This is a genomic window from Bradyrhizobium sp. USDA 4502, assembly GCF_054063355.1.
Map to the genome: position 1 here is coordinate 1592145 of NZ_JBSSGF010000001.1, position 25232 is coordinate 1617376.

Genomic DNA, 25232 nt, shown 5'->3' on the forward strand with positions numbered 1-25232 from the left:
TCGCCTCAAGGGGAAGCGCATGCGCGCATCCCGATTGGAACTTTGTCGGCCGATTCGCGTCGGATGCATCGAATCAATCACAAGTTCCGCCCGGGGCATTTCCGCCAATGGATGTTATAAGTTAGTTCGTCACATTCGGACCACGTAGCTTTTGTAAAGCCGTGCCGCTTGCTTGACACAACGGAGCTGCGCCCGATGGCTATCTGCGGCCCTGGCACCTTTGTTCAAGACGAACGATCGCTGCAGAACTCAGCCGCTTAACGAACTCGCGGAGCTCTCGAATTGGCCAAGAAAAAAATGCTGAATGCCGGCGCTGGATCGACGGTTACCAAGCGCATCCAGCCGCTCCTGACATCGCATGAATGGGACGAGATTCGATTAGACGTCGACGGCGGCGTGAACCCCGACGTCGTCGGGTCGATTACCGATGTTGCCCGGTTGTTCCCGGCGGCCTCGTTCGACGCGATCTGGTGTTCTCATGTCATGGAGCATCTCTACGCCCATGAGGTTCACCCCACGTTCGTCCAGTTCCGCCAAGTCCTCAAGCCGGACGGATTCGCACTGATCATGTCTCCTGACCTCGAGGCGGTCGCGCAGCACATGTTGACGCGCGGTCTCGGTGCGATCGCTTACGTCTCGCCGGCAGGTCCGATCCGGCCATTGGACATGATCTACGGGCATTCCGGCGCGATCGAGCAGGGGCGCTATCACATGGCGCACAAGACCGGCTTTTCGACCGAGCGGATGGGAAACCTGCTGCTCAGCGCCGGCTTTCCGACGGTTTCCGTTCGGAGCGGGAATTTTGAGATCTGTGCATTGGCACTCATGCCGGAGGCCAGGGACGAGCGGATCAGGCCGCAGCTGGAGGCCTGCGGATTCGACTTCCAGGAGACGGTGACCGCCGACTCGTGATTTGTCGATGTTAAACAATGTTATAAGGTTCCCTGGTTAAATCGCGCGAGAACGTGCTCGAAATTGGCTTCGCGGCCTGCCGTGAAACATATCTTTTTCGGGTGACGCGCTGAAAATGCTGCGTTAGCGAACTAACAGTGATACGTTATATCTCGCTGGGACCGGACCTTGCGCAGTCGAAACTTCGAGGCATCCATGACCAAACACCTCTCGCTCGTCGGCGCACCTTCGGTGGAGGCGCTGCCACCTTCGGGCCTCGCTTGTCTCGTCATCGTGGCAAGGCAGCATGGCTTGCATCTGACCCCGTCCCAGCTGATACACGACAACCTCCTGGGCGATCAGGAAGTCACGCTGGCCGAGCTTTTGAAGTGTGCCAATTCCTCGGGCATGACGGCAAAGGCCGTCACGCTGGACTGGAAGGGTCTGAGCCATCTCAAGAGGGCGCTGCCGGCCATCGTTCGGCTGCGCGACGGCAGCCACATGGTGCTGCTGCGCCTCGAAGGCGACGAGAACAGCTCCCGGGTGGTCCTGCAGGATCCGAACGCGAGCGAGGACGCGCTGCTCGTGATCGATCAACCGCGCTTTGAGGACATCTGGTCGGGCGACGTCGTCATGGCCAAGCGCGACTATGAGATTTCCGACGAGACGCAGCCGTTCAGCTTCGGCTTTGTCACCGCATTGTTGTTCCGCGAACGGCGCATCCTGCGCGACGTCGCGATTGCGGCGCTGATCCTGGGCTTCATGGGCCTGGCACCGATCATGTTCTGGCGGCTGCTCTCGGACAAGGTTATCTTCTACAAGGCCTACAACACGTTCTATGTGCTGTGTACTGCGATGCTCGTGGTCATCGTGTTCGAGGCGGCATTCTCGTTCCTGCGGCAGTATCTGGTTCAGCGTTTGACGGCACGCCTCGACGTCAAACTGTCGACCTACGTGTTCGAGAAGGTGCTCAATCTGCCGATCGACTACTTCGAGCAGAATCCCGTCGGCCTGATTTCCCGGGATATCCGCGAAGTATTTCGAATTCGCGGCTTTCTGACCGGGCAGTTGTTCGGGACCATTCTCGATTCGACGACGCTGTTCTTCTTCCTGCCCGTCATGTTCTTCTTCAGCCCGCTCATGACGCTGATGGTTCTTGCCTTTGCTGCGATGATCGTGACCTGGCTGATCGTGATGCTGCCCGCCTATCGGAAGAAGTCCTCGGCAACCCTGGCGGCCGAAGGGGCACAGGGAGCGTTTCTGATCCAGAGCCTGAACGGCATGCGGACCATCAAATCGCTGGCGCTCGATGCGCGCCAGCGCCACATGTGGGACGTGCTGGTGGCGCGCGTCGCCAAGGCGCGGCTTGCGGAAGGCATGACCGGAACCGCCATCCAGACGCTGGTGAAGCCGTTGGAGCGGCTGGCGGTGAGTGCTCCCTATGCGTTCGGCGTCTACATGGCCGTGTCGAGTGGCGATCCGGTCTATGTTGGCGCGCTGTTTGCCTTTCTGATGCTGTCGCAGCGCGTTGCCGGCCCGCTGATGCAGATGGCCCAGCTCATCAACCAATATGACGAGGCGCGCACCGCGGTCACGATCGTCGGCAGGCTGGTGAATCAGCCGGCCGAGGAGGGACGCTCCGGCCATGGTGTGAGGGTCCCGCTGAAGGGGCTGGTCGAATTCTCCGGCGTCACGTTCAAGTACAAGGGCGCGGTGTCGCCGGCGCTCAACAATATTTCCTTCGAGATTCCGCTCGGTACGACGCTGGGCGTGATGGGCAAGAGCGGCTCGGGCAAGACCACGATCACGCGGCTATTGCAACGCCTGCACTCCGACTATGGCGGACTGATCAAGGTCGACGGTATCGATGTCCGCGAATACGACGTCGACCATCTCCGGCGCAACGTCGGCGTCGTGCTGCAGGAGAACTTCCTGTTCAGCGGCACGATCCGCGAGAATATTGCGGCCGCAAAGCCCGATGCGACCTTCGATGACATCGTCAGGGCGGCGCGATTGGCCGGTGCCGAGGAATTCATCGACAAGCTGCCGCGAGGCTATGAGACCTATATCTACGAGGGATCCACGAATCTTTCCGGAGGCCAGCGCCAGCGCCTCGCGATCGCGCGAGCGCTGATCGTCAATCCGCCGATTCTGATCCTGGACGAAGCGACCAGCGCGCTCGATGCGGAGAGCGAGACGATCGTGAACGCGAATATTTCGCGGATTGCCCATGGCCGCACGCTGATCATCATCTCGCACCGTCTGTCGTCGCTGACGAAGGCCGACGCGATCCTCGTTCTCAACCGCGGCGTCGTCGACGATATCGGTCGTCATGAGGAACTTCTTGAACGGAACGACATCTACAGCTCGCTCTGGTACCAGCAGAACACTCACCTTGCGCCGGCGGGCCGCAATGAAAAGAACTTCAGGAGTCCGACCCTTGTCTCCTAATCAAGCTTCGCTCGCGACCGTTCGCCAGTTCCAGTCCGAGACCGATGCGATCCGCGAGGCCGCCGAGCCGTTGCTGGCCCGCGCAACGCTGTTCGTCCTGGTGGGGTTCCTCGCCGCCGTCGTGGCGATCATGTGCTTCACGCGCGTCGATCGCGTGATCACGAGCGTGGGCGGCAAGATCGTTCCCGTCGATCAGATCAACGTCCTGCAGGCTTTGGACGCGTCCATCATCAAGACGATCGATGTTCGGGAAGGTCAGCAGGTTGAGACGGGACAATTGCTCGCGACTCTGGACTCGACGTTCACGGCTGCCGATGTCACGCAGTACAAGCTGCAGGTTGCGAGCCTTGAGGCGCAGGTCGCCCGGGACGAGGCCGAATTGTCCGGAAAGCCGTTGTCGTACGGCCAATCCAACGATCCTGATGTCACCAGGTACAACTCCTTGCAAAAGGCGCTCTACGACCAGCGCGTCGCGCAGTACCACGCACAGGTGAACAGCTACGATTCCAAGATCAGCCAAACCGAAGCGACGATCCAGAAGTCGAAGAAGGACGACGAGCGGTACAGTCAGCGTGCCGAGATCGCCGGCAAGATCGAGGACATGCGCTCGACGCTCGCCGAAAGCGGCAGCGGGTCCAAGCTGAACCTGTATCTGTCGCAGGACACGCGCCTGGAGCTGTTGCGTCAGATCGACAACACGCACAACACTTTGCTTGAAGCGCAGCACCAGCTGGATTCCTTGAAGGCGGATCGCAACGCCTTCACCGAGCAGTGGAACGCGCAGCTGAGCCAGGATCTGGTCACGACGCGCAACAACCTTGATACGGCCCGCTCACAGTATGACAAGGCGATCAAGCATCAGGACCTCGTGCGGTGGACGGCTGCCGAGCCATCGGTCGTCTTGACCCTCGCCAAGCTCTCGGTCGGGTCCGTGCTGAAGCCGGGTGATCCCTTCATCACGCTGATGCCGCTCAAGACGCGGCTCGAGGCGGAGATCCAGATCCTGTCGCGCGACGTCGGCTTCGTCCGGCCCAACGACCCCTGCACGATGAAGGTCGATGCGTTCAACGCGGCGGAGCACGGTACGGCCGAAGGCAAGATTCGCTGGATCAGCGAAGGCGCCTTCACGAACGACGATGATGGAAAGCCTGTCGACGCCTTCTATAAGGCGCGGTGTTCGGTCGACCAGACCAACTTCAAGGATGTTCCGAAGACCTTCCGCCTCATCCCCGGCATGACGCTGCAGGGTGATGTCAATGTCGGCACCCGCTCGGTGGCGATGTATCTGCTCGGCGGCATGCTGCGCAGCGCAAAAGAAGCAATGCGCGAGCCATGACGGTATCTACGCGTTCCCTTCTCGACTTGCTGCGCCCCGGCTCGTCCCGTTCAGACTCGAAGCCGTTTGAACGGGGGCTGGAGGCGTACGAGAACCGGCAATATCTCGAGGCGTTGCGGTTTTGGCGGCTCGCCTCGCAAGCCGGCGATCCGGAGGCGGATTACCGGATCGGGCTGCTCTATGCGCGGAACGAGGGCGTTATCGGCAGCCTTCCGGATGCGGTCGCGTGGTACGAACGCGCCGCCCTGAAGGGGCATACGGAAGCCCAATTCCAGCTTGGCTTGATCTACTTCAACGGCGTCAACGCTACGGTTGGACCGAACAGGCCAGAGATGTGGCGGCAATCCACTGCGGCGCGTCTGGGCGACAAGGCGGTCAACCTCCACGATCTGGTTTTCCCGAACGGAATCGGCGTGCCCAGGGATATCGACGCCGCGTTCCTCTGGTTATCGGTGGCGGCGGAGGCCGGCAAAGCGGAGGCGCAAGCGATCCTTGGCGATATGTACGCCAACGGGCAAGGCTGCACGAAAGATCACGCTGCCGCCCTGCGCTGGTACGAGGCCGCGGCCGAGCAGAAGGCGGCGGCCGGTGAGTTCGCGCTTGGCGATGTGTATTATCAGGGGCGGGGCGTTCCCGTCGATTTCGCGCAGGCCGCAATCTGGTATCACAAGGCCGCGGAACAGGGACATGTTCGCGCACAGGTTGCGCTGGCTTTCATGTGCCTCAAGGGCACCGGGCTCCCCGAAAATGTCGAAGAGGCCGCACGGCTGTTCCAGAGCGCCGCTGCGCATGACGATACGATCGCGCTCTACAACATTGCACTGTTGCGGTTGAGCGGCAAAGGGGCTGTCAAGGATCTCGACAGGGCCGAGACCGCATTGCGCAAGGCGGCGCGGAAGGACTTCCTGCCGGCGATCCAGGCGCTGGCTGAGTTCTATGCGCTCGGGACTGCCGCCGAGCCGGATCTGCGCGAGGCGGCGTATTGGTACGAGAAGGCGGCCGAGCGCGGCGATACGCAGGCGCAGTTCCTGACCGGACGCTTCTATGCCACCGGCACCGGCGTTCCGCCGAGCATTCGCCAGGCTGCGAAATGGTTCGAGCGTGCGGCGGAGGGCGGCCATGCCACGGCGGCCCACAACATTGCGGTGTTCTATCTCAATGGCAGGGGCGTGGCGCGCGATGTCGCCGCTGCGATCAAGTGGTTCGAGCGCGCATCCGAAGGAGGCATTAGCGCCGCCGGCGTGCAGCTCGGCCGGCTCTACTCGGCGGGCAACGGCGTGCCGCGCGATCAAGCACGTGCGGCGGAGTGGCTCAGCAAGGCGGCCGACGGCGGCGATGCCGATGCGAAGACGGCCTATGCGATGTTTCTTACCCAGGATGAACCGTCCGCGGAGCGTCTTGCGCAGGCACGTGCGCTGCTGACCGACGCTGCCGAGGCGGGCCATCCGGCTGCGGCATTTCAGCTGGGCGGGCTTCACATGGGGAGATCCGGCGGCGCCGTCGACGTTCCGGCCGCAGCCCAATGGTTCAAACGCGCGGCGAGCGCCGGCCACGTCGAGGCCCAGCACACATTGGCGCTGCTGTATTCCGATCCCAAGAGCGGCCTCAAGGATCCGCAGGCCGCCGCCGGCTGGATCGTCAAGGCCGCGGACGGCGGCAATGCCGCGGCGCAGTTCAAGCTTGCGGTGATGTATTGCACCGGGCAGGGCGTCGAGCAGGACCTCGCCAAGGGCGTCACGTGGTACGAGGCGGCGGCGCGCCAGGGCCACAGGACGGCGCAATACAACCTTGCCGTGATGCTCGGCCGGGGACAGGGGTGCGACGCCGATCCGGCGAAGGCAGCCGAATGGTTCGAGGCCGCGGCGAAGCAGGGCATGGTCGAAGCCCAACTCGCGATTGGCGATGCGCTGCGCGCCGGCGACGGCATCGCGCAGGACCGCGATCAGGCGTTGCACTGGTATCGACAAGCGGCACAGCAGAACAACGAAGGCGCGCGACGTCGTCTGCAGGCAATGGGCGAGAGCGTTGGCTGAGATTGTTGGAGGCGGCATCGCGTCGCGCGCAGGCAACGGCAGAGATGATGGACAGCTTTGTTTTTGAGCGCGAAGGCACGGAAGCGGGCAAGTCCGCGTGACAATCTAGGCAGAACTAACAATGGTTTTCACATCGACGACAGAGAGATTGCGCTAATGTTGCGTTCGCGGAAGAAATGTTCATTGTACCTCTGGTTGTGTGGAGATGATCGATAAGGATCAAGAGGTCACGATCCGGGCATGTCAGGCAGCGTGATCTCGGGATCGAACTTCCGCGCGACCGGGAAAGAGAAACTGGACCCGGCGCTGAGCGTTGGCAGGAGATTGAGTGGCAATGAACAAGATGGTCGAACGGAGCGTCAGGGATACAAAGGATATGTTGCCCGTTGCCAGTCCGGTTCAGCAGGACGACCATCCGCAGAGCCTGTTCCTGGATCCCGACGTAGGCGATCTCCAGTCAGGATCGCGTCTGCGCGGCGCGATACTGGAGTATTCGGGGCGTGGGATTTCGGGTTGGATTGTCGATGCCCAGTCGCCCGCTTCAACCGTTTCGATCGCGCTTTTTGTTGGTTCCCACTGTGTCGAGGAGGGACGGACAGGCCGATCTATGCCGGCCCGCGTAGGTCCGCGGAGCGTGATCGGACGTCCCGGATTTCGTATCGATCTATCCGCGCCGGGAGTGCGCCGTCGCTTGGCGCGCGCCCTGAGAAATGCGCTTGTGGAGCCTAAGCGTGCGCAGATCTATCTGCGTATCAGCCTGAATGATGGCGAGTACTACGAAATACCCCTGTTCGAGAACTATACGCCAGGCGAATTGATCGTCGCGCTGGGGTTCTCGACCGCGGACTACGACGACTTGTTGTTTCCGAGCAACAACAGGATCGTTGCTGGACTGGCGGACGCGCCTCCCAAGGAGGTGCGCTACATTTGCTTCTACCTCCCGCAATTCCATTCATTTGATGAAAATGACAGGTGGTGGGGGCCAGGGTTTACCGAGTGGACCAACGTCGCGCGCATGCGTGCCCAGTTTCCGGCACACGAGTCCCCATGGTTGCCGGCCGATCTTGGATTCTATGACGTCCGGCTGCCGGAAACGCGTCGTCAGCAGGGCGAGCTGGCGCGCCAGTATGGCATCGATGGATTTTGCTACTACGTCTATTGGTTCCAGGGCCGAAGGTTATTGGAAAAGCCGCTTCAGCTGCTGCTCGAGGACGGCGAGCCGAACCTGCCTTTCTGCATTTGCTGGGCAAACGAGAATTGGTCTCGTCGGTGGGACGGCTCGGACGCTGAGCTTCTGTTGGGACAAAACCACTCCCTGGACGACGATGTCCGCTTTATCGACGACATGGCCGACCTGCTGCTCGATGAGCGCTACATAACTGTCGACGGTCGAAAGGTCATCGTCATCTACAGGCCGTCATTGTTGCCGGACAAGCAGCGCTTGTTCGAGATTTGGCGCGAGCGAGCCAGAGAACTCGGAATCGGCGAGCTTCTCATTTGCAATGCGATGACGTTCGGAGAGTTCGATCCGCGCGACGTCAATTGCGACGCGGCAATCGAGTTTCCTCCGCACACGGTCTCGACAAGGGAGGTGCCGCCGACCGAAGTCGATGCACCGCCGACCTTCGCTGGAAAGGTGTACGACTATGTCGATGCCATGCGATCGTCGATCGGCAAGATCTACGACTTCCCGTTCTTTCCTGCGGTGATGCCGCGTTGGGACAATACGCCTCGCAAGGGGCCGCGCGGTCACGTCTTTACCAGGTCCAGTCCGGAAGCGTTTGAGGTTTGGCTTCGCGATGCAACCCTGCGTGCCAAGGGCAACAGCTTTTCCGAATCATTGGTGTTTATCAATTCCTGGAACGAGTGGGCGGAAGGTGCGCATCTCGAGCCGGATTCGCGCCATGGACGGGCGTTTCTCGAGGTCGTGCGAAGGGTCGCTTCGGCTGAGCCCATTTCGGCCCAGATTCGAAATAGCCCGGATTTGCTGGATTGCCTGAGTAGGCAGGAGCTTGAGTGGGCGGTAAAAGAAGCCTCGACGCATGTCGAAGTGCTCGCAAGCCTGCACCGGTCGGGCCTCACCCATTCGGGGGTGCAGCGCGTAAGAAGCGGCACGCCAGTGGAGGCAGAAGGCGCGTCCGGTAATCCGGCAGGTTCGTTGCTGGTGATCGAGAACATCAATTCTCAAACCGGCGAACGGGTGATTGTCGATCCGCGCTATGAGATATTGGTGCGGGGATGGATTTGCGCGGGCAACGCCTTTGAGGCCAGCCGACAGAGAACGGGATTCCTGGTCCTGTCGGGGCTTACTCCGGATGGCGCAGCAAACGGCGGCTATTGTCTGATCGTAGATTGGCACGAGCGCGTGGACGTGAAGGAGTATATGAAGGCCGAGAGCAAGGACTGCTATTTCGGTTTCCAGCTGTCCTTCTCGATTCGAGATTTGCCGGATGGTGAATATCAACTCGCGGTTCTGGAGGTCGGCGACGGGACTAGTGCACTCGTGCGGTCTCGCCACTCGATCATCGTGAGACGTTGAGGTCGCCACCGATGCTCGCAAGTGTTGTCATCGCGTGCTACAAGCATGAGCAGTATCTTGAGGAATGCCTTGAGACTGTCTATCAACAGACGTTTGCCGACATCGAGCTCGTCATCGTAGACGACAATTCGCCGGACAAGAGTTTTGAAGTCGCGCAGAGGGTCATCAAGAAGAGGTCGTTCGGAAAGCGCTTTGTTTCCTGCAAGCTGCTCAAGAACCCTCAAAATCTTGGCGCCCACTACACCTGGAACAGGGCATTATCGCTGACGAACGGCGACATGATTTTCCTTTTGAATTCGGACGATGCCTTTTCCAAGGATCGGGTTCGGCTGTTCGCGGATAAGCATGCCAATGATCGGCTGTTCTTCGGCTTCTCGGCGGTTGAGCCAATCGACGAACATGGAAAGTCGATCAGCAACTTCCAGTTTCCAACGCGCCTGCGCTATGCGATCGATCGGGCCCAGATCGCAGGTGCGCCGTTGTCATGGACATTTCTGGATTCTCAGATCGCGGCATCGACCGGAAACTTTGTCTTCAGCCGTGAACTGCTGCGGCAGGTGGGTTGGCTTGCCGATCTCAAATACTGCCATGACTGGGACTTTGCGTTGCGCGCGGTAACCAAGGTCGAGCCGACCTATCTCGAGACCGACCGCTATCTGTACCGACTTCATTCAACCAACAGTTTCCGAAGTCTGAGCAAGGTGGCAGAGAGCGAGACAAAGGCTTGCATGATGTCGTATTGCCTGAATGCAATCGCGTCACGGCCTCAGAACAAGACCTGCCTCAGTCCGTCGAATTTCGGCGATTCATTCTATGACTTCGTGAAGCTGCACCCGAACTTCAACTATTGGGTGAAGCAGATCTACGCGCCCTATCATGTAGAACACCGGACGGTGGAGTCGAACGATCGGACCCGGCCGGTTCGCTGGCGCTGATCGAGCAATGCAAGGCCAGTCTTGTCCGTTCCGACACAATCGGAACGGGGCCTTGATTGGGATGGAGACCGAGCGATTGCTTCATCGCTTCGTCGGCTGGGAGCCTGGCGTCCGATCGAATTGCGCCGACGAGAGGTCTGGAGCGTGCCGCAGCCGCAGCAGGGTGCTGGAACTCAAAAAGCTGAACGCGCCGGGCGGGAGGCTTGCGGATAACGATGTCAAAAGCATCGTTCTTGTAAGCCCGAACGACTAGCGGACTGCTTCATTCCCGTCGTCCATCGGCGATCTCCGATCGTTCCGGTCCCGTGACGCGGTTTTCGTGCAAATGACGTCGAGCCCCTTGCTCTATTGTATTGATTTTCCTCGAAATAACCTTACAAGAGTTAATTGTGAGCACTGCGTGTTATAGCCTTATTCTTGTAGGATATGTGCGCTAATAGGGAATTCGTGGTGCGAACCAATGTTAATAGCTTGTTGATCTCGTGGAGCGGCTCAGGTTGGACATGGAAATTCCAGCATTGTCTAGTTTCAGCTCAGGCGTGAATCTCGATACGCTTCCAGCAAGTGAGATCGAGACAAGGCTTAGAGAGTTCTTTTCCGGGCGGATCGCAAATCCGAAGCCCGACGAGCTGATCCAATCGGTCAAGCAGTTGGAGCAGCAATTCGGTGATTACAAGGAATTCCAGTTTGCAAAGGCGGCGGCGCTTGTGCAGGCATGCGATTTCGCCGGAGCGCGTGGAATCCTTCTCGACCTCGTCAAGCAGATGCCATCCGACTCGCGGGTGTTGCATCGCCTGGCAATCGCGGCCCTCAATATGGGGTCCGCCCATGAAGCGCAGGATGTCTATCTTGCCGCGCTCATTGCGGCCCCGAAAAGTGAAAATCTGCGGCGAGAGTTTGCCGGCCTCCTGCGCGTGATGGAGGCCAAGAAGCTCTACGCCGGGGTCGATCGCAAGAAGCACGGCTTGGCGGTGGTGTGCGCCATCAAGAACGAAGGCGACGATCTGCTGGAATGGCTACACTTCCACAAACTGGTCGGCGTTGATCACTTCTACCTCTACGACAACGGCAGCACTGATGATACTCGTGCCGTGATCGAGTCCTTCCCGTGGCCCGAAATGATCACCTATCATTTCGTGGAAGGGGAATTCGGCCAGATGCGCGCGTTCTCGCATGCGATCGACAGCTACCGCAATTGTGCCGAATGGTGCGCCTTCATCGATGCCGATGAGTATCTGTTTCCGACGCAGGCCGGCAACATCAAGGACGTCTTGACCGAGCTCGGGCCGGCGCCGGCGGTGGCGGTGCATTGGTTGAACTTCGGGTCGAACGGTCACGACGCGAGGCCGGCCGGTCTGTGCATCGAATCTTTCACGCGTCGTGCTCCGGACGATTTCCCGGATCATTTCATCATGAAGTCAATCGTGCGGCCTGACACCATCGTGTCCTATCTGCATCCCCATCAATCGCTTGTCTTGGGTTGCTACGTTCACGAGGACGGCACGCCTGTCTTCCCGATCGGCGGGCGCTGCACTGCTCCGAAGCGGAACAAGCTCGTGATCAATCACTACTACACGAAGTCGCGGCAGCAATTGCTGAAGAAGCGTGAGCGGGGCAGGCCGCTCGGCGATGGAGATCCTGAAAAGATCCGCGCAATGGAATTCTTCACGTTGCGCGATCGCAACGATGTCGAAGACGCCACGATCCAGAGGTTTCTTCCGGAGCTGAAGAAACTGATTCAGGGCTGAATTCAAGGGAACAGCGATGTCCTCGCTGGAGGAGGGCGCGCCAGGCGGCGCGCCCGATCGTGTGCTTGAAGTGATTCTTGATCGCCGCGATCGGCTACTCTGGCCGCAGCGATCGGCTACAGCGGTTCCAGCCGGTATTTCGCAAGCAACTGCTGTGCGGCGACGAGATCAATCTCTGCCGGCCTTTGGAAGATCGACATGTTGTTGGCGCGCGCGATTTCGCGAGCGACCGTCCGCACCGAATGGTAGTGGGGACGATTCTCGAAGTCGTGAATTGCGATGAAGGCTCCCGGTGCGGCGTGAAGCACGCACTGTACGAAGCAAGCCACGCGAAACCGGCCGTCAACGAAATACAGGTCGGCGGTCTTGCTTTCCGGACGCTCCCAGACACGTTCGTGATACTCGGGCCACGAGCGCTCCTTGTCCTTTTCCACGGGATAACCCCACTCGCGCAGCTTGCCGATATCGACGTGCAGCAGCAAAGGCTTGGTGCTCGCGTCGCCCGTGGCGTCGGCAACGTTGGCGAGCCATTCCGCGGAGGAATCAATGGAAATGACCCACTCCTTCTTGGTTTGACAGGCCAGCCAAGTGCTTCCTCCCGAGCCAAATTCCAGATACCGCGTCGAGAGGTCCACGAAACTTTTGAACAGTGTCAGTTCCTGACCGTCCATTGCGATGTTCATGACGGGATTCCGTGGTTTCTCGAGTTGTTGTCTGGCGGGTGGCTGCCAATCCACCGTCGGAAGGCGGTCGCGGCTCGTCAAGCAGCGATGATATCTGGTTGAGTCGTCATCGCGCTTCTCGACGTCCTGTTGGCCATCCACGCCGGTGATTGGAAAGATCGGCGACTACTGGTTCAGGCCGACGCGCTCCACCTTGTAGCCGCCCTCCAGGATGGCGCGCCACCAGGGTTGCTCGTCGACATACCAGCGCACGGTCTTGGCGATGCCGGTCTCGAAATTCTCCTCGGCGCGCCAGCCGAGCTCGGTTTCGAGCTTGGTGGCGTCGATGGCATAGCGGCGGTCGTGGCCGGGCCGGTCGGCGACGAAATTGATCAGCTGGCGGCGCGGGCCTGCCGCGGCCGGCACGACCTCGTCCAGCAGGTCGCAGATGCTCTCGACCACGTGCAGGTTGGTGCGCTCGTTGCGGCCGCCGACATTGTAGGTCTCGCCGACCTCGCCGCGCTCCAGCACCAGCGTCAGCGCCTTGGCGTGATCCTCGACGAACAGCCAGTCGCGGATGTTCTTGCCGTCGCCATAGACCGGCAGTGGCTCGCCGGCGAGCCCCTTGATGATCATGTGCGGGATCAGCTTTTCGGGGAAGTGATAGGGGCCGTAATTGTTGGAGCAGTTGGTCACCAGGGTCGGCAGCTCGTAGGTCTCGCGCCAGGCCCGCACCAGGTGATCGGACGATGCCTTGCTGGCCGAATAGGGCGAGTTCGGCGCATATGCCGTGGTCTCGGTGAACAGCCCTTCGTCGCCGAGCGAACCGAACACCTCGTCGGTCGAGATATGCAGGAAGCGGAACCGGTCGCGCTTCTCGGGCGAGAGCGAACGCCAGTGGCGCAGCGTCTCCTGCAGGATCGTGAAGGTGCCGACGATGTTGGTCTGGATGAATTCGCCGGGGCCGTCGATCGAGCGGTCGACATGGCTTTCCGCGGCAAGGTTCATCACAGCATCGGGCTGATATTTCTCGAACAGCCGGCGCAGGTTCTGCGCCTCGCAGATGCAGGCCTTCTCGAAGGTGTAATTCAGGCTTTCGGCGGCACGGGGCAGCGAGGCCAGGTTTGCCGCATAGGTCAGCTTGTCGATGTTGACGACGCGGGCGTGGGTGTCGCGCAGCAGGTGGCGGACCACGGCGGAGCCGATGAAGCCGGCGCCGCCGGTGACGAAGATCGTCGATCCCTTAAACCGCATGTTTGAATACCTCCGCCGCGCGCGGCTCGCCGTGGAATGAGCGGTAGACCGACAGCAGGTACTCGCCGTAGCTGCTCTTGGCGGTCTTCTGTGCGACCCTCGCGAACGCCTCGAGCGAGATGTAGCCCTGGCGCAGCGCGATCTCCTCGGGGCAGGCGATGCGCAGGCCCTGGCGCTGCTCCAGGATCTGGACGAAATGGCTGGCCTCGACCAGCGAGGAATGGGTGCCGGTGTCGAGCCAGGCAAAGCCGCGGCCGAGCACCTCGACATAGAGGTCGCCGCGTTCGAGATAGGCCTTGTTGACGTCGGTGATCTCGATCTCGCCGCGCGGGGATGGCCTGATGCCGGCCGCGATGTCGACCACATCATTGTCGTAGAAGTAGAGGCCGGTGACCGCGACGTTGGATTTCGGCCGCTTCGGCTTCTCCTCGATCGAGAGCGCCCGGCCGGTGCCGTCCAGCTCGATCACGCCGTACTGTTCAGGCGCGTTCACGACATAGCCGAACACGGTGGCGCCTTTCTTGCGGATCGAGGCGGACGACAGCATGCTCGGCAGGCCGTGGCCATAGAAAATGTTATCCCCTAACACAAGGGCAACGGAGTCATCACCGATGAAGTCGCGTCCGACGATGAAGGCGTCGGCAAGACCCCGCGGGGTCTCCTGCGTGGCATAGGCGAACCGGACACCCATCTCGCTGCCATCGCCAAGCAAGCGCTGGAACAGCGGCTTGTCCTGCGGCGTGGAAATGATCAGGATATCGCGGATTCCGCCCAGCATCAGCGTCGACAGCGGATAGTAGATCATCGGCTTGTCGAACACGGGCAGCAGTTGCTTGGAGACGACTGTCGTCACCGGATAGAGGCGCGAGCCGGTGCCACCGGCAAGGATAATGCCTTTCATGGTCCCTCACAATTTGACTATCAGAACATAACATATAGCGTGCGCTGCACAAGTTTGTTATGAGAAGGAAATTAACATTTCAAGCGCGTCAAACTGGAACAAATGTTAGATGAACGTCATCAAGACCGAGATTCCTGAAGTCCTGATCGTCGAGCCGAAGCTGTTCGGCGACCAGCGCGGCTTCTTCCTTGAGACCTACCAGGCTCCGCGTTATGTCGAGCACGGCATCACGCGTCCGTTCGTGCAGGACAACATGTCCCGGTCGGCCTATGGCGTGCTGCGCGGGCTGCATCTGCAAAACCCGGTCACCCAGGGCAAACTCGTCTCTGTGCTGCGCGGCAAGGTGCTGGACGTTGCCGTCGACGTGCGCGTCGGCAGTCCGAATTTCGGCAAGCATGTCGCGGTCGAATTGAGCGAGGAGAACCGCCGGCAATTATGGGTGCCGCGCGGCTTCGCCCACGGCTTCGTGGTGCTCTCGGAGACCGCCGACTTCTTCTACAAATGCGATGATTTCTACAGTCCCAAGGACGAGCTCTCGATCCGGTGGAATGATCCCGCGATCGGGATCAAGTGGGGCGTCGACAAGCCACAGCTGTCGGCCAAGGATGCGGACGCGCCGCTCCTCGCCGACGCCAGCAACCTTCCGACCTATGGACAAATCTGATGCGGATCTTGTTGACGGGAACACGCGGCCAGGTTGGCAGTGCGCTCAAGCCTTTGCTGGAGAGCCACGGCACGATCATCGCGCCGCCCACCGCGGAGTTCGATCTGTCGAAGCCGGAGATGCTGACGAGCCAGCTTGAGAGTCTGAAGCCCGATCTCATCATCAATCCGGCGGCCTATACCGCCGTCGATCGCGCCGAGGACGAGCGTGAGCTGGCGTTCCTGGTCAACGCGAAGGGACCTGAAGCGATCGCCAAATGGGCTGCAACGAACGGCGTGCCGCTGGTGCATTTCTCCACGGACTACGTCTTCAATGGTTCTGGCGACAGGCCGTGGCGCGAGGACAGCCCGACCGAACCGCTGTCGGTCTACGGCGCCAGCAAGCTTGCCGGTGATGTCGCGATCCAGGCGGCGGGCGGGGCGCATCTGATCGCGCGCACCTCATGGGTTTATGCCGCAAAGGGCACGAATTTCCTGCGCACCATCGCGCGGCTCGCCGGCGAGCGTAAGGAGCTGCGGATCGTGGCCGATCAGATCGGTGCGCCGACCACGGCATCAGCGATCGCCGGTGCGGTCGCCGGCATCGTCCTGCCGAACCTCACCACGTTGCACGATCAGCTCGTGCGCCGGGGCGGTGTCGTCAATCTCGTCTGCGCCGGCGAAACCAGCTGGCACGGCTTCGCAACCGCCATTGTCGGCGGGCTGAGGTCTCGCGGCGTCACGCTGGCGGTCGAGAACGTCGCTCCGATCGCAGCGGCCGATTTTCCGACCAAGGCGGTCCGTCCGGGCAATTCGCGGCTGGATCTGTCGCGGCTGAAGGCGCAGTTCGGCGTGGCGATGCCGACCTGGCGGGAAGCGCTGGCGCGCGAACTGGATGCATTTGTCCAGCTTGGCGCGCCCGCCCACGCTTAGGACGGCTTCGGAAGTGGATGCCCGTGCGCGTGAAGAAAACGCGTCAGACAAGAAAAGAGCCTTGGTTCTGATTTGATCAGAACCAAGGCTCCAGGATTGAACCGGCCGGCGGCTATCGTCGCCAGGCGCGAGCGCTCAGCGCGGCCGACCGATGCTGTCGTAGGTGAAGCCGTGCGCGGCCATCTCGTCCGGACGGTAGATGTTGCGCAGGTCGACGACGACCGGATGCTTCATCTCCTGCTTGATGCGCTTGAGATCGAGCGCGCGGAACTGGCGCCACTCGGTCACAATCACCAGCGCATCGGCCTGGCGCGCGCATTCATAGGCATCCTTGCAGTACTCGATCTCCGGCAATTCCTTGCGCGCCTGCTCCATGCCGATGGGATCGTAGGCACGAACCTTGGCGCCGAAGTCGATCAGGCCGTTGATCAGCGGGATCGAGGGCGCCTCGCGCATGTCGTCCGTGTCGGGCTTGAAGGTCAGGCCGAGCACGCCGATGGTCTTGCCGCGCAGCTCGCCGCCGAGCACGTTGGCGACCTTGCGCGCCATCGCGCGCTTGCGGTTGTCGTTCGCGGTCAGCGTGGCCTCGACGATTTTCAGCTGGACGTCGTGGTCGAGCGCGGTCTTGAACAGCGCGCGGGTGTCCTTCGGGAAGCAGGAGCCGCCATAGCCGGCGCCGGCATGCAGGAACTTGGTTCCAATCCGGTTGTCGAGCCCGATGCCGCGCGCGACCTCCTGCACGTTCGCCCCGACCCTCTCGGAGAGATCGGCGATCTCGTTGATGAAGGTGATCTTGGTGGCAAGGAAGGCATTCGCGGCGTATTTGATCAATTCCGCCGTGCGTCGCGCGGTATAGAGGATCGGCGCCTGGTTCAGATAGAGCGGACGATAGACTTCGCCCATCACCCTCTTGGCCCGGTCGTCCTCGGTGCCGACGACGATGCGGTCGGGATGGCGGAAATCCTGGATTGCGGCGCCTTCGCGGAGGAATTCGGGGTTCGACGCAACGGCGAAATCGGCGTCGGGATTGGTTTCGCGGATCAGGCGTTCAACCTCGTCGCCGGTGCCCACGGGCACGGTCGACTTGGTCACCACCACGGTGAACTTCTTGAGCGCCGCGCCGATCTCCTTGGCAGCAGCATAGACGTAGCTCAGGTCCGCATGGCCGTCGCCGCGCCGCGAGGGCGTTCCGACAGCGATGAACACGGCATCGGCGTCCGCGACGGCGCCCGCGAGCTCCGTCGTGAAGGTCAGCCGTCCGGCCGCGGCGTTGGTGTCGACGAGCTTATCGAGGTCAGTTTCGTAGATCGGGATCTTGCCGCGCTTCAGGGCTTCGATCTTGCCGGCGTCCTTGTCGACGCAAACGACCTGATGGCCGAAATCGGCAAAACACGCTCCGGACACGAGACCTACATATCCCGTTCCAACCATTGCAATCTTCATGAATCCGCTCGTCGATCAGTGTGGAGAGGAGGAGTTAGCACTAGCACAATTGGCGCCGACAACGCCAAGTTTTATAACGCATAGTTTGTGTTGGAGGTCGGCGGCTTTTTGTGCAAACGGTGATCGCCCCAGTGCAGCTGAGCGCCCGCTAGTCACCTCGGGCGCACCATGGACACATTCTCAACTTGAAATCGACCGACATTCGAGCTGCCGTTTGAGGGTGGACATGAGCATGAAGACGATTAGCAAGCAGAAGCCCTCAGGAGCTGAATACGCGTCGTTGCAAACGCGGTTCTCCAGATCCGATCGCACGACGTTTTCCGGGTTTGTCTATGATCGCGCCGATCTCGGCCGGCGTTACACTGTCGACCTGCTCGTCGACGGCGAGCCATACATGTCATCATTGTGTGACGAGTTCGTAACAGAGCTTGCCGACGCCGGGATCGGCGACGCTCGATTTGGCTTTACGTTCAACGTGCAGGATCAGGTCAGCGCGAACGCCGGGATCATTGAGGCAAGGCTGGCAAATATCGGCACTCCCGTCGGTGCTCCGATTCGCTGCGATGTCGCTGCGCCGGAAGCGCGATGGCACCGGATCGGCGATATCGAGTGGGTCGGAGGTCTGCGCTTCGAAGGCTGGCTTGCTCAGGACATCGACGAGGACATCGAAATCCTGATCGCGCAACGCCCGGTGATGACCGTGAAGCCGACCGGGTGGACCAACGTTGCGCGGGGCGGCGAGTTCGGCGTCGGCCGCCGGATCGATTTTCATCTGCCCGAGCATTTTGCGGACGGTCGCATGCGCGGACTATCCGCGCGGACGATTTCGGGACGGAGCCTGATCTCGGAGCCGATTTCCTTTGTCGCTTTCGATCGCGGATTGGAGCAAACGCTCGCGGATCTCGGGCGCTGGGATAGCGAGCGGCTTCGTGGAGAGCTGTTCGACCGGGTGCTGCCGGCCTCGATGCCGTTTCACGCCTATCGCGGCTGGAAAGAGCGCTTCTTGCCGACGACACAATCTGAACAGTCTGATGTTGCATCCGAGGCGGCAGTCGTCCTGATCGGCGATGTCAGGGTGGACGAGAGCATCGAAAGCCTCGAAGCCCAACGGCACTCCGCCTGGTCGGCGGTGTCCCTGCCGGCGCGGGCGTTCAGTCAATTCGATCCGAAAGCAGCGCGCGAGTTTGTCGAGGGCGATGCCGCCGGCAGTGCGTTCTTTGTGTTTTGTCTGAGCGGAACGATCCTCGCGGAAGACGCCTTGCAACGCTTCGCCGATCTCTTCGCGTCCGAACCCGGCTGCGATATGGTCTATGGCGACGTCGAGGTCGCTGCGGGCGCCGGCGCTGTCTGGCCGCTGGCGCTTTCGGCATTCGATCTCGAGCGCGCGCTCGAGCAGGGCTATGGGGCGTATTGTTTTGCGGTGCGTCGGGAGCCTGCCGTGGAAGCGCTGCGATCGGCGACGTCGCTCTACGACATCTTCCTTTGCTGCGCGGAGCCGGATCGAACCTATCATCTTCCGGGATCGGTTGCGGCGTTGCCGCGGATCGATGCATCGGCCGCCACCGCCGAACTGGTCGCCGCAAGCAAGGCGTATTTTGCCAGGGCCGGCATCGAGGCCAATGTCGAGCCGCGGAAAGCGGGCCTTCTTCCGGCCGTTCAGGTCAAGCGCGCCGTCGATTGGAACGAGCGCACCACCATCATCATCCCGACCAGAAATCGCGCCGAGCTGCTCAAGCGATGCATCGAGACGGTCATGCCGGCGGCAAATGAGACGAACGCCCGGATCCTTGTCGTCGACAACAGCTCGACCGAGCCGGAAACGCTGGACTATCTGGACAGCTTGTCCGCGCAGGAAATCGACGTCATCTCGGTCGAGGGGCCCTTCAACTTCGCATTCATCAACAACGCCGCCGTCGCTTGCGTCGATACCGAGAACATCTGCTTTCTCAACAATGACGTCGAGGCGCTCGACGACAGCTGGTTGGCGGAGATGCTGTGGCGGCTCGCCGCTCCCGATGTCGGAGCCGTCGGTGCAAAGCTGCTATGGCCGAGCAGCGTCGTGCAGCACGGTGGAGTGGTGCTGGGGGCCAATTTCTCGGCCGCGCACGCTTTCAACGACCGGATGGATGGTGATCCCGGTTATGGCGATCTGCTTCAGGTGGCGCACGAATGTTCGGCGGTGACGGGGGCGTGCCTCTTGATGCGCAAGCGCGATTTCGTGGCCGTCGGCGGCATGGACGAGATCCGCTTTCCGATCAGCTTCAACGATATCGATTTGTGCCTGAAGCTGCGCCAGCTCGGAAAGCGGATCGTGTTCACGCCGGACGCGAAACTCGTTCATCTGGAGTCGGCAAGCCGCGGTCGCGATTCCGCGCCGGATCGCAGGGCACGCTTCAGGCGCGAGCTGTCGATCCTGCGCGCGAAATGGGGCGAGGTGCTGCTCGACGATCCCTATTACAGCCCGCTACTGGGGCTGGATTCGACGCCGTTCTCTTCGCTTGCATGGCCGCCGCGATCATGGAAACCGCGTGCCAACCTGCCGCCGGTGTCGACCGCTCCTCCGATCGGGTTGTAGCAGGACGTCATCGACCGCCCAGTCGCGTACGGCAGCAAACGTTGCATCGGCATCAAAGCCTGGCTGCAGCTGCAGGTCCGTGCTTCGGCCGCGCCCCGGAGGCGTCGGGCTCCATTCCGTCGCGGCGATCGGCAGGCCGGTTGCCAGCAGCGCGTCCACCAGCGGATGGCCAAACGCTGGTTCGCCGATGTCGAGAACCAATTTCGTGATGCCGTGACCTTCGATGAGCGTGGCGACGTCGTCGACGGCAATATCGCCGGTGACGATGACATTGGTGCGCTGCATCAGCTTGAGATCGTCGAGGGTACTTCCCAGCACGATGATCTCGACGTCTTCGTCGGCGTCGGCCAGTTGATCGCTCAACGCTCGTATGAAGCGAAATTCCGCGGCGTTGGCATGCAGGACCAGCAGGCCGAGACGCGCGGGGCCGCTCACGGCGGGATACAGCGCCGGCGGCGCGGGCGGGTCGCTCAGCCTCACGGCTTGCAGGCCGAGAACCCCTTCCGAAAAGGCCGCGCCGTGGTCATCGATCGCAGTCACGCGCCGCGCCCCGGCGACCAGGCTTGCCCAGTCCGGATGAACGCCTGATCCAACCGCCGCGCGCGTTGCAAGCGCGGTGTCGGTGATCAGGAGGTCGTAGGCAAAGTGTTGCGTGAGCTGCGCCAGACATGCGCCGGGAATGCGGTTCGGCTCTGCGATCTCGAGCGATCGGATTCCGAGATCGGCGAGAGACTTCAGAAGAGCTTCGCGGCCCTCAGGCGTCGCAACGTCGAGTACGATCGACTGCGGCGCTCCGCCATCCGGATCGAACATCGCAGCCAGCTGGCGTTGTCCCTCGGAGCGGATCTGCACGATCACACCGTGCTGATCCTCTGCCGCCAACTGCCGGCAGCGCCTGATGGCAATTGCGCGGCCGGCGAACGAGCCGCAGAGGATGACGGATGGGCCGGCGGCGACCTGCTGGTTCGTGAGCAGCTTGAGCTCAAGCGCGGCGCGGCAATCGCGGAGTGGATCGGCAAGCAGGAATGCGGCGCAGTCCGTCGCATAGCGCCGGTAACGGTGTTCGAGAACGCGAAGATTTCGCATCACGAGCGAACGCTTCTCGCCCAGAAACGAGCGCGAGCCCTCGTGCCCGACGAAAACCGAAGGAATGCACACGTTGCGGAAGCCGGCCTCCGCTGCGCGCAGGCAGAAGTCGACGTCTTCGAGATAGCCGCGATAGAAGTCGTCGGAGAGCTCGCACACGGCGTCGAGGCATTCGCGGGTAATGTAGAGGCAGAACCCGATGCCGTTGGGGATGTCGATCGCAATCCCGGAATTTGCCCTGCCTGCAAGTTCATCCAGCAATTCGATTTCGCCGACCGCGGGCAGGGGATTTGACCGGTTCGGGATTGGAAAGCTGGTGTATTCGCCGTTGTTCGACAGCGGGGTCGCCGTGCCCACCCTCGGCGTCGATTGCACGGCGCTGCGCAGGCGTTGCAGCGCGTATTTCGGCACGATCGTGTCCGAATTCAGCAGCACGACGTCGCCGGCGCCGGTCTCGCCGAGCGCCCGGTTGACCGCGCCGACAAAGCCAAGATTGTGCTCGTTGGTCAGGAGGCGGATGCGGAACTCGGCGGCGAGCTCGTTGAGTAGGCGCTTGATGTCGGGCTCGGGCGACGCATCATCCACGACGACGATGGTCGAGCCCGGCGTGCAGGCGAGCGCATTCAACGCGCTGTCGATGCAGGCTCGCGTCGCGGCCAGATCCCGGTATACCGGGATGATGATGGTGAGCGGAGGAGGTTCGCCGTTTCGAAGGCGAGCCGGCCGGCGCGGTGCGGCCCGGTGATCCGGAACGCGGTTGGCCGGGAGTTGAACACTTGCGATCACCCGGTCCGCCTGCGTGATCTGCAGGCGCTGCGAGGTCGCGGACGCGGGCCGGATCAGACGGAAGCTCGCAGCCTGTCGCCCGTCACGCGCGAATCTGTGGCGTGGATCGGCGGGAAGCTGGATCGTGCTGGATTGATCCGCCTGCGCCAGCGAAAGGTGCGGGTCGTCCGGCCCGCGCCACGTCACCCATCCCTTCACCTCTTCGTCGAGAAAGTCGATGCGGGCGCAGCTGTCCTGGCCGCTCTGTTCGAGCAGAAGGAGGGCGCCCCTGACCGAATCCGGATCGTCATCACGCCGCGTGACGCTTCGCGCCGCCTCGATCTGCTGAAGGTCGTCGCCCCAGGCCATCATTCGCCGGGCAGCGACCAGATCGTCCGGCTCGAGCTCGAGCGCCCTCGCAACGCTGGCGATGGCCGCATCCCTGAGATCGAGATGAAACAACGCTTCTGCGCGCAGCAGATGGGCGCGGGCGCCCGGATGCGGCAGGATCCGGCAGCGGCGGTCGGCGAGCGCGAACGCCAGGCGGAAATCACGCGCCTCGAGCGCCCCGACAGCGGCCCGCTCAAGATCGACGTGGTGGAGCGTTTTGGACGTAAAGGCGATCCTGCGCGCGTCGGCGGTCAAGTGGCGCCCTTATCTGCCCGCATGGTCAGCCTGCCGTCTTGACGGCGCCCTGCCGGCTCCGGAACACGCGCACCCGTCCCTCGAGGCGGGGTCCGTCCTGGTGCGGCATTGGAGTGGCGGGTTCGACGCGCCGCGGCTGCTGGGGCGCGAGCGGGGCTGCCTGCACCCGGCGCTCCTCGAGATTGAGCTTGAGGCCCACCAGCGGTTCCCGTCCGGAAGGACCCGACACCACAATCCGGTTCCCGGTGACCCGCAGGGTCGGAGCCCCCAGGAAGATGGTTTCAGCCGCGATGGCGAAGCGATCCGCGCCGGGACCCGAGGCCTCCAGCGAGAACCCCGTGATGGCCAATGCGCGTCCCCGGGTTCCGGCAAAGGTTCCGAGGGGAACGAACTGGTTGTCACCCCGCTGCGGCCTGGCGAACTTGACGGCATATTGCAGGTGGAGATCGTGCGGCTTGTTGGGCCATTCGAGGGAAATTCCCTCGATCCGCGCCGGAGCGGACGGTCCGGCAATCCAGACATTCGAGCCGACCGTCACGTCGCCCAGGCCCGCGACATGCGCGAGCAGCTTGAGGTCGCTCAACTCGCCGGGGCCAGCCTCGGGCTCGAACATGTCGAATGGCTGGCTGGCCGGCTGCTCAGCCGGTTGTCCCTGGGTCAGCGGCTCGATCTTGATATTGGCGGCGGTCGACCCGCCGACGCGCCCTGCCGTGACCTCGACGATCAGGCGGCTCGGCCGGGCGACCGAAACGACCAGTGCGGTCTCGGGCGCGAACAGGGTTCCATTGACCACGTCCGGTCCGGTAATGATATTACAATTGTTAAGACTGGCGCGATCCGCGTATACGCGCACCACCGGAGGTGACACCTTATCATCTGCGCCATTGTACCGAACCAGGAAGAGACCCCGTGCCAGATCAATGGTTTTCTGCTGAATCTGTTCGTTCATTGTCGCCTGCGAGCCTAACGGAATGGATTGATAAGTCTCCCGCAGTGTGCCCCAAAAATCTGTGTGATAGAAGGGGGCTTAATGTTAATCCGGTAAGATAGTTTTGCTCGCCAATCGATGACATACCGCCGGTGATGATGCAGACCCTGACCCCAATCGAAGACCGCGCGGCCGGGGGGCGCGCTCGCCCGCCAATGAACGTCCTGTTCGTCCACAATAACTTTCCGGCCCAGTACCGCCACATTGCGCGCGCGCTCGCAGAGCAGCCCGGCAACAGGGTCGTTGCCGTCGGTTCATCGACCGCCAGCACGACGCCGGATATCCGGCTGCTCAAATATTCGACGACCAAGACGGATTCCGCGGTCGTCCATCCGTTTGCCCGGCGCTTCGATGTCGAATCGCGGCGTGCCGAAGAGGTTCTGTACGCGCTGTCATCGCTGTCGGGGCAGGGCTTCGTGCCCGACCTGATCTTCGCGCATCCCGGTTGGGGCGAGACGCTGCCGCTGCGCACGATGTTTCCGCGCGCGCGGATCATCCTCTATTGCGAATTCTACTACGGTGCCGAGGGCAGGGACGTCGGCTTCGATCCCGAGTTTCCCATGACGGGCCTCGATGGCAACGTCGCACTCCATCTGAAGAATGCGACCACGCTGCTGGCGCTCACGGAATGCGATACGGGCGTCTCGCCGACGCCATGGCAGAGGTCGACCTTTCCCGCCGAGTTTCAGAGCAAGATCGAGGTGATCCACGAGGGCGTCGACACCGACGAGGTGAAGCCCAATCCCGTCGCGCGGTTTCAGCTTCCGAACGGCGCGACGCTGTCGGCGGACGACGAAGTGATCACCTACGTCTCGCGCAACCTCGAGCCGGTGCGCGGATTCCATATCTTCATGCGGTCCCTGCCGAGGATCCTCGCCGCGCGGCCGAATGCGCAGGTCGTGATCGTCGGCGGCAGCGGGACATCCTACGGGGCGAATCCACCCAAGGGCTCGAGCTGGAAGTCGATGTTCCTCGACGAAATCAAGTCGGACATCGACCTGCGCCGGGTGCATTTCCTCGGCCGGATTCCTCGGGAACCGTATCTCGAGCTGCTGCAGATTTCCTCGGTGCACGTCTATCTGACCTATCCCTTCGTGCTGTCGTGGTCGCTGCTGGAGGCCATGAGCGCGGGATGTGCGGTGGTGGCATCCGACACCGCCCCGCTTCGCGATATCATCTCGGACGGCAACGGCCTGCTGGTGCCGTTTTTTGATATTGATGTGCTGTCGGATCAGGTAGTCTCGGTGCTGTCACGGCCCAAGGCCTTCAAGAAGATGCGGATGAAGGCGCGCAGCTTCGTGCGGGACAATTACGACGCAAGGCGGGTCTGTCTGCCCCGGATGCTGACGCTCGTTGATGAAGGTGTCCTCCCGCGCACGTACGGGGGATAACGCCAGGAGTTTGC

The 25232-nt window shown here is 61.8% G+C and carries 18 protein-coding genes; 12 read left to right on the forward strand and 6 right to left on the reverse strand.

Features of this window, described 5'->3' with window-relative positions:
- Window positions 1-297 precede the first annotated feature (297 nt).
- From ACVW1B_RS07090 to ACVW1B_RS07120, 7 genes are all read left to right on the forward strand, one after another.
- Complete coding sequence (locus ACVW1B_RS07090) at window positions 298-912, forward strand: class I SAM-dependent methyltransferase (protein WP_456821418.1); 615 nt, start codon at window positions 298-300, stop codon at window positions 910-912.
- Window positions 913-1107: 195 nt separating this feature from the next.
- The gene (locus tag ACVW1B_RS07095) at window positions 1108-3342 is read left to right on the forward strand and encodes a peptidase domain-containing ABC transporter (RefSeq protein WP_057020230.1); all 2235 of its coding nucleotides are present in this window, start codon (window positions 1108-1110) and stop codon (window positions 3340-3342) included.
- Window positions 3332-4678 carry an HlyD family type I secretion periplasmic adaptor subunit gene (locus ACVW1B_RS07100; RefSeq protein ID WP_076833256.1) on the forward strand — a complete coding sequence of 449 codons (1347 nt, stop codon included), beginning with the start codon at window positions 3332-3334 and terminating at the stop codon, window positions 4676-4678. The genes ACVW1B_RS07095 and ACVW1B_RS07100 overlap by 11 nt, the downstream gene beginning before the upstream one ends.
- The gene (locus ACVW1B_RS07105) at window positions 4675-6711 is read left to right on the forward strand and encodes a tetratricopeptide repeat protein (RefSeq protein ID WP_456821419.1); all 2037 of its coding nucleotides are present in this window, start codon (window positions 4675-4677) and stop codon (window positions 6709-6711) included. The genes ACVW1B_RS07100 and ACVW1B_RS07105 overlap by 4 nt, the downstream gene beginning before the upstream one ends.
- A 334-nt stretch (window positions 6712-7045) precedes the next feature.
- Window positions 7046-9250 carry a glycosyltransferase WbsX family protein gene (locus ACVW1B_RS07110; RefSeq protein WP_168856485.1) on the forward strand — a complete coding sequence of 735 codons (2205 nt, stop codon included), beginning with the start codon at window positions 7046-7048 and terminating at the stop codon, window positions 9248-9250.
- Window positions 9251-9261: 11 nt separating this feature from the next.
- Window positions 9262-10185: a glycosyltransferase family 2 protein gene (locus tag ACVW1B_RS07115; protein WP_456821420.1), complete on the forward strand. Its 924-nt coding sequence runs from the start codon at window positions 9262-9264 to the stop codon at window positions 10183-10185.
- 503 nt (window positions 10186-10688) lie between these two features.
- Window positions 10689-11933 carry a glycosyltransferase family 92 protein gene (locus tag ACVW1B_RS07120; RefSeq protein ID WP_456823007.1) on the forward strand — a complete coding sequence of 415 codons (1245 nt, stop codon included), beginning with the start codon at window positions 10689-10691 and terminating at the stop codon, window positions 11931-11933.
- 116 nt (window positions 11934-12049) lie between these two features.
- Here the strand turns inward: ACVW1B_RS07120 and ACVW1B_RS07125 are convergent, their stop codons facing one another.
- The 3 genes from ACVW1B_RS07125 to rfbA all read right to left on the reverse strand — a co-directional run bounded on the left by ACVW1B_RS07125 (window position 12050) and on the right by rfbA (window position 14750).
- Window positions 12050-12616, reverse strand: coding sequence for a hypothetical protein (locus ACVW1B_RS07125; RefSeq protein WP_225161215.1), 567 nt, complete (start codon window positions 12614-12616; stop codon window positions 12050-12052).
- A gap of 165 nt (window positions 12617-12781) precedes the next feature.
- Window positions 12782-13849, reverse strand: coding sequence for a dTDP-glucose 4,6-dehydratase (gene rfbB / locus ACVW1B_RS07130; protein WP_057020236.1), 1068 nt, complete (start codon window positions 13847-13849; stop codon window positions 12782-12784).
- Window positions 13839-14750 (reverse strand): glucose-1-phosphate thymidylyltransferase RfbA, encoded by a 912-nt coding sequence (gene rfbA, locus ACVW1B_RS07135; RefSeq protein ID WP_018270712.1) that lies wholly within the window; start codon window positions 14748-14750, stop codon window positions 13839-13841. Before rfbA ends, rfbB begins: the two co-directional genes overlap by 11 nt.
- Before the next feature lie 109 nt (window positions 14751-14859).
- Between rfbA and rfbC the strand changes: the two genes are divergently transcribed.
- Together rfbC and rfbD are read left to right on the forward strand one after the other, a co-directional pair.
- Window positions 14860-15414 (forward strand): dTDP-4-dehydrorhamnose 3,5-epimerase, encoded by a 555-nt coding sequence (rfbC, locus tag ACVW1B_RS07140; RefSeq protein ID WP_456781091.1) that lies wholly within the window; start codon window positions 14860-14862, stop codon window positions 15412-15414.
- On the forward strand, window positions 15414-16325 hold the full coding sequence (gene rfbD, locus ACVW1B_RS07145; RefSeq protein WP_456821421.1) for a dTDP-4-dehydrorhamnose reductase: 912 nt from the start codon (window positions 15414-15416) through the stop codon (window positions 16323-16325). The genes rfbC and rfbD overlap by 1 nt, the downstream gene beginning before the upstream one ends.
- A 135-nt stretch (window positions 16326-16460) precedes the next feature.
- Here rfbD and ACVW1B_RS07150 read toward each other — a convergent pair whose 3' ends face one another.
- The gene (locus ACVW1B_RS07150; RefSeq protein WP_057020237.1) at window positions 16461-17768 is read right to left on the reverse strand and encodes a UDP-glucose dehydrogenase family protein; all 1308 of its coding nucleotides are present in this window, start codon (window positions 17766-17768) and stop codon (window positions 16461-16463) included.
- A gap of 232 nt (window positions 17769-18000) precedes the next feature.
- Here ACVW1B_RS07150 and ACVW1B_RS07155 point away from each other — a divergent pair, with 232 nt between their 5' ends.
- Complete coding sequence (locus ACVW1B_RS07155) at window positions 18001-20343, forward strand: glycosyltransferase family 2 protein (RefSeq protein WP_456821422.1); 2343 nt, start codon at window positions 18001-18003, stop codon at window positions 20341-20343.
- Here the strand turns inward: ACVW1B_RS07155 and ACVW1B_RS07160 are convergent.
- Complete coding sequence (locus ACVW1B_RS07160; RefSeq protein WP_456823008.1) at window positions 20284-22215, reverse strand: glycosyltransferase family 2 protein; 1932 nt, start codon at window positions 22213-22215, stop codon at window positions 20284-20286. The two genes, ACVW1B_RS07155 and ACVW1B_RS07160, sit on opposite strands and share 60 nt — an antisense overlap.
- Between ACVW1B_RS07160 and ACVW1B_RS07165 the strand changes: the two genes are divergently transcribed.
- Complete coding sequence (locus ACVW1B_RS07165; RefSeq protein WP_456823098.1) at window positions 22171-22881, forward strand: hypothetical protein; 711 nt, start codon at window positions 22171-22173, stop codon at window positions 22879-22881. The genes ACVW1B_RS07160 and ACVW1B_RS07165 overlap by 45 nt on opposite strands.
- On the opposite strand, the gene ACVW1B_RS07170 is transcribed toward ACVW1B_RS07165, so the two are convergent.
- Window positions 22865-23788 carry a hypothetical protein gene (locus ACVW1B_RS07170; protein WP_456821423.1) on the reverse strand — a complete coding sequence of 308 codons (924 nt, stop codon included), beginning with the start codon at window positions 23786-23788 and terminating at the stop codon, window positions 22865-22867. The two genes, ACVW1B_RS07165 and ACVW1B_RS07170, sit on opposite strands and share 17 nt — an antisense overlap.
- A gap of 194 nt (window positions 23789-23982) precedes the next feature.
- On the opposite strand from ACVW1B_RS07170, the gene ACVW1B_RS07175 reads away from it, so the two are divergent.
- A complete protein-coding gene (locus ACVW1B_RS07175) occupies window positions 23983-25218 on the forward strand; it encodes a glycosyltransferase family 4 protein (protein WP_456781088.1) in 1236 nt (411 codons plus the stop codon).
- Window positions 25219-25232 lie beyond the last annotated feature (14 nt).

Bases quoted from the DNA above. Each gene is read 5' to 3' on its own strand.
- ACVW1B_RS07090 (WP_456821418.1), top strand. From the start codon at position 298: ATGCTGAATGCCGGCGCTGGATCGACGGTTACCAAGCGCATCCAGCCG.
- ACVW1B_RS07095 (WP_057020230.1), top strand. From the start codon at position 1,108: ATGACCAAACACCTCTCGCTCGTCGGCGCACCTTCGGTGGAGGCGCTG.
- ACVW1B_RS07105 (WP_456821419.1), top strand. From the start codon at position 4,675: ATGACGGTATCTACGCGTTCCCTTCTCGACTTGCTGCGCCCCGGCTCG.
- ACVW1B_RS07110 (WP_168856485.1), top strand. From the start codon at position 7,046: ATGAACAAGATGGTCGAACGGAGCGTCAGGGATACAAAGGATATGTTG.
- ACVW1B_RS07115 (WP_456821420.1), top strand. From the start codon at position 9,262: ATGCTCGCAAGTGTTGTCATCGCGTGCTACAAGCATGAGCAGTATCTT.
- ACVW1B_RS07120 (WP_456823007.1), top strand. From the start codon at position 10,689: ATGGAAATTCCAGCATTGTCTAGTTTCAGCTCAGGCGTGAATCTCGAT.
- ACVW1B_RS07125 (WP_225161215.1), bottom strand. From the start codon at position 12,616: ATGAACATCGCAATGGACGGTCAGGAACTGACACTGTTCAAAAGTTTC.
- rfbB (WP_057020236.1), bottom strand. From the start codon at position 13,849: ATGCGGTTTAAGGGATCGACGATCTTCGTCACCGGCGGCGCCGGCTTC.
- rfbA (WP_018270712.1), bottom strand. From the start codon at position 14,750: ATGAAAGGCATTATCCTTGCCGGTGGCACCGGCTCGCGCCTCTATCCG.
- rfbC (WP_456781091.1), top strand. From the start codon at position 14,860: ATGAACGTCATCAAGACCGAGATTCCTGAAGTCCTGATCGTCGAGCCG.
- rfbD (WP_456821421.1), top strand. From the start codon at position 15,414: ATGCGGATCTTGTTGACGGGAACACGCGGCCAGGTTGGCAGTGCGCTC.
- ACVW1B_RS07150 (WP_057020237.1), bottom strand. From the start codon at position 17,768: ATGAAGATTGCAATGGTTGGAACGGGATATGTAGGTCTCGTGTCCGGA.
- ACVW1B_RS07155 (WP_456821422.1), top strand. From the start codon at position 18,001: ATGAAGACGATTAGCAAGCAGAAGCCCTCAGGAGCTGAATACGCGTCG.
- ACVW1B_RS07170 (WP_456821423.1), bottom strand. From the start codon at position 23,788: ATGAACGAACAGATTCAGCAGAAAACCATTGATCTGGCACGGGGTCTC.
- ACVW1B_RS07175 (WP_456781088.1), top strand. From the start codon at position 23,983: ATGAACGTCCTGTTCGTCCACAATAACTTTCCGGCCCAGTACCGCCAC.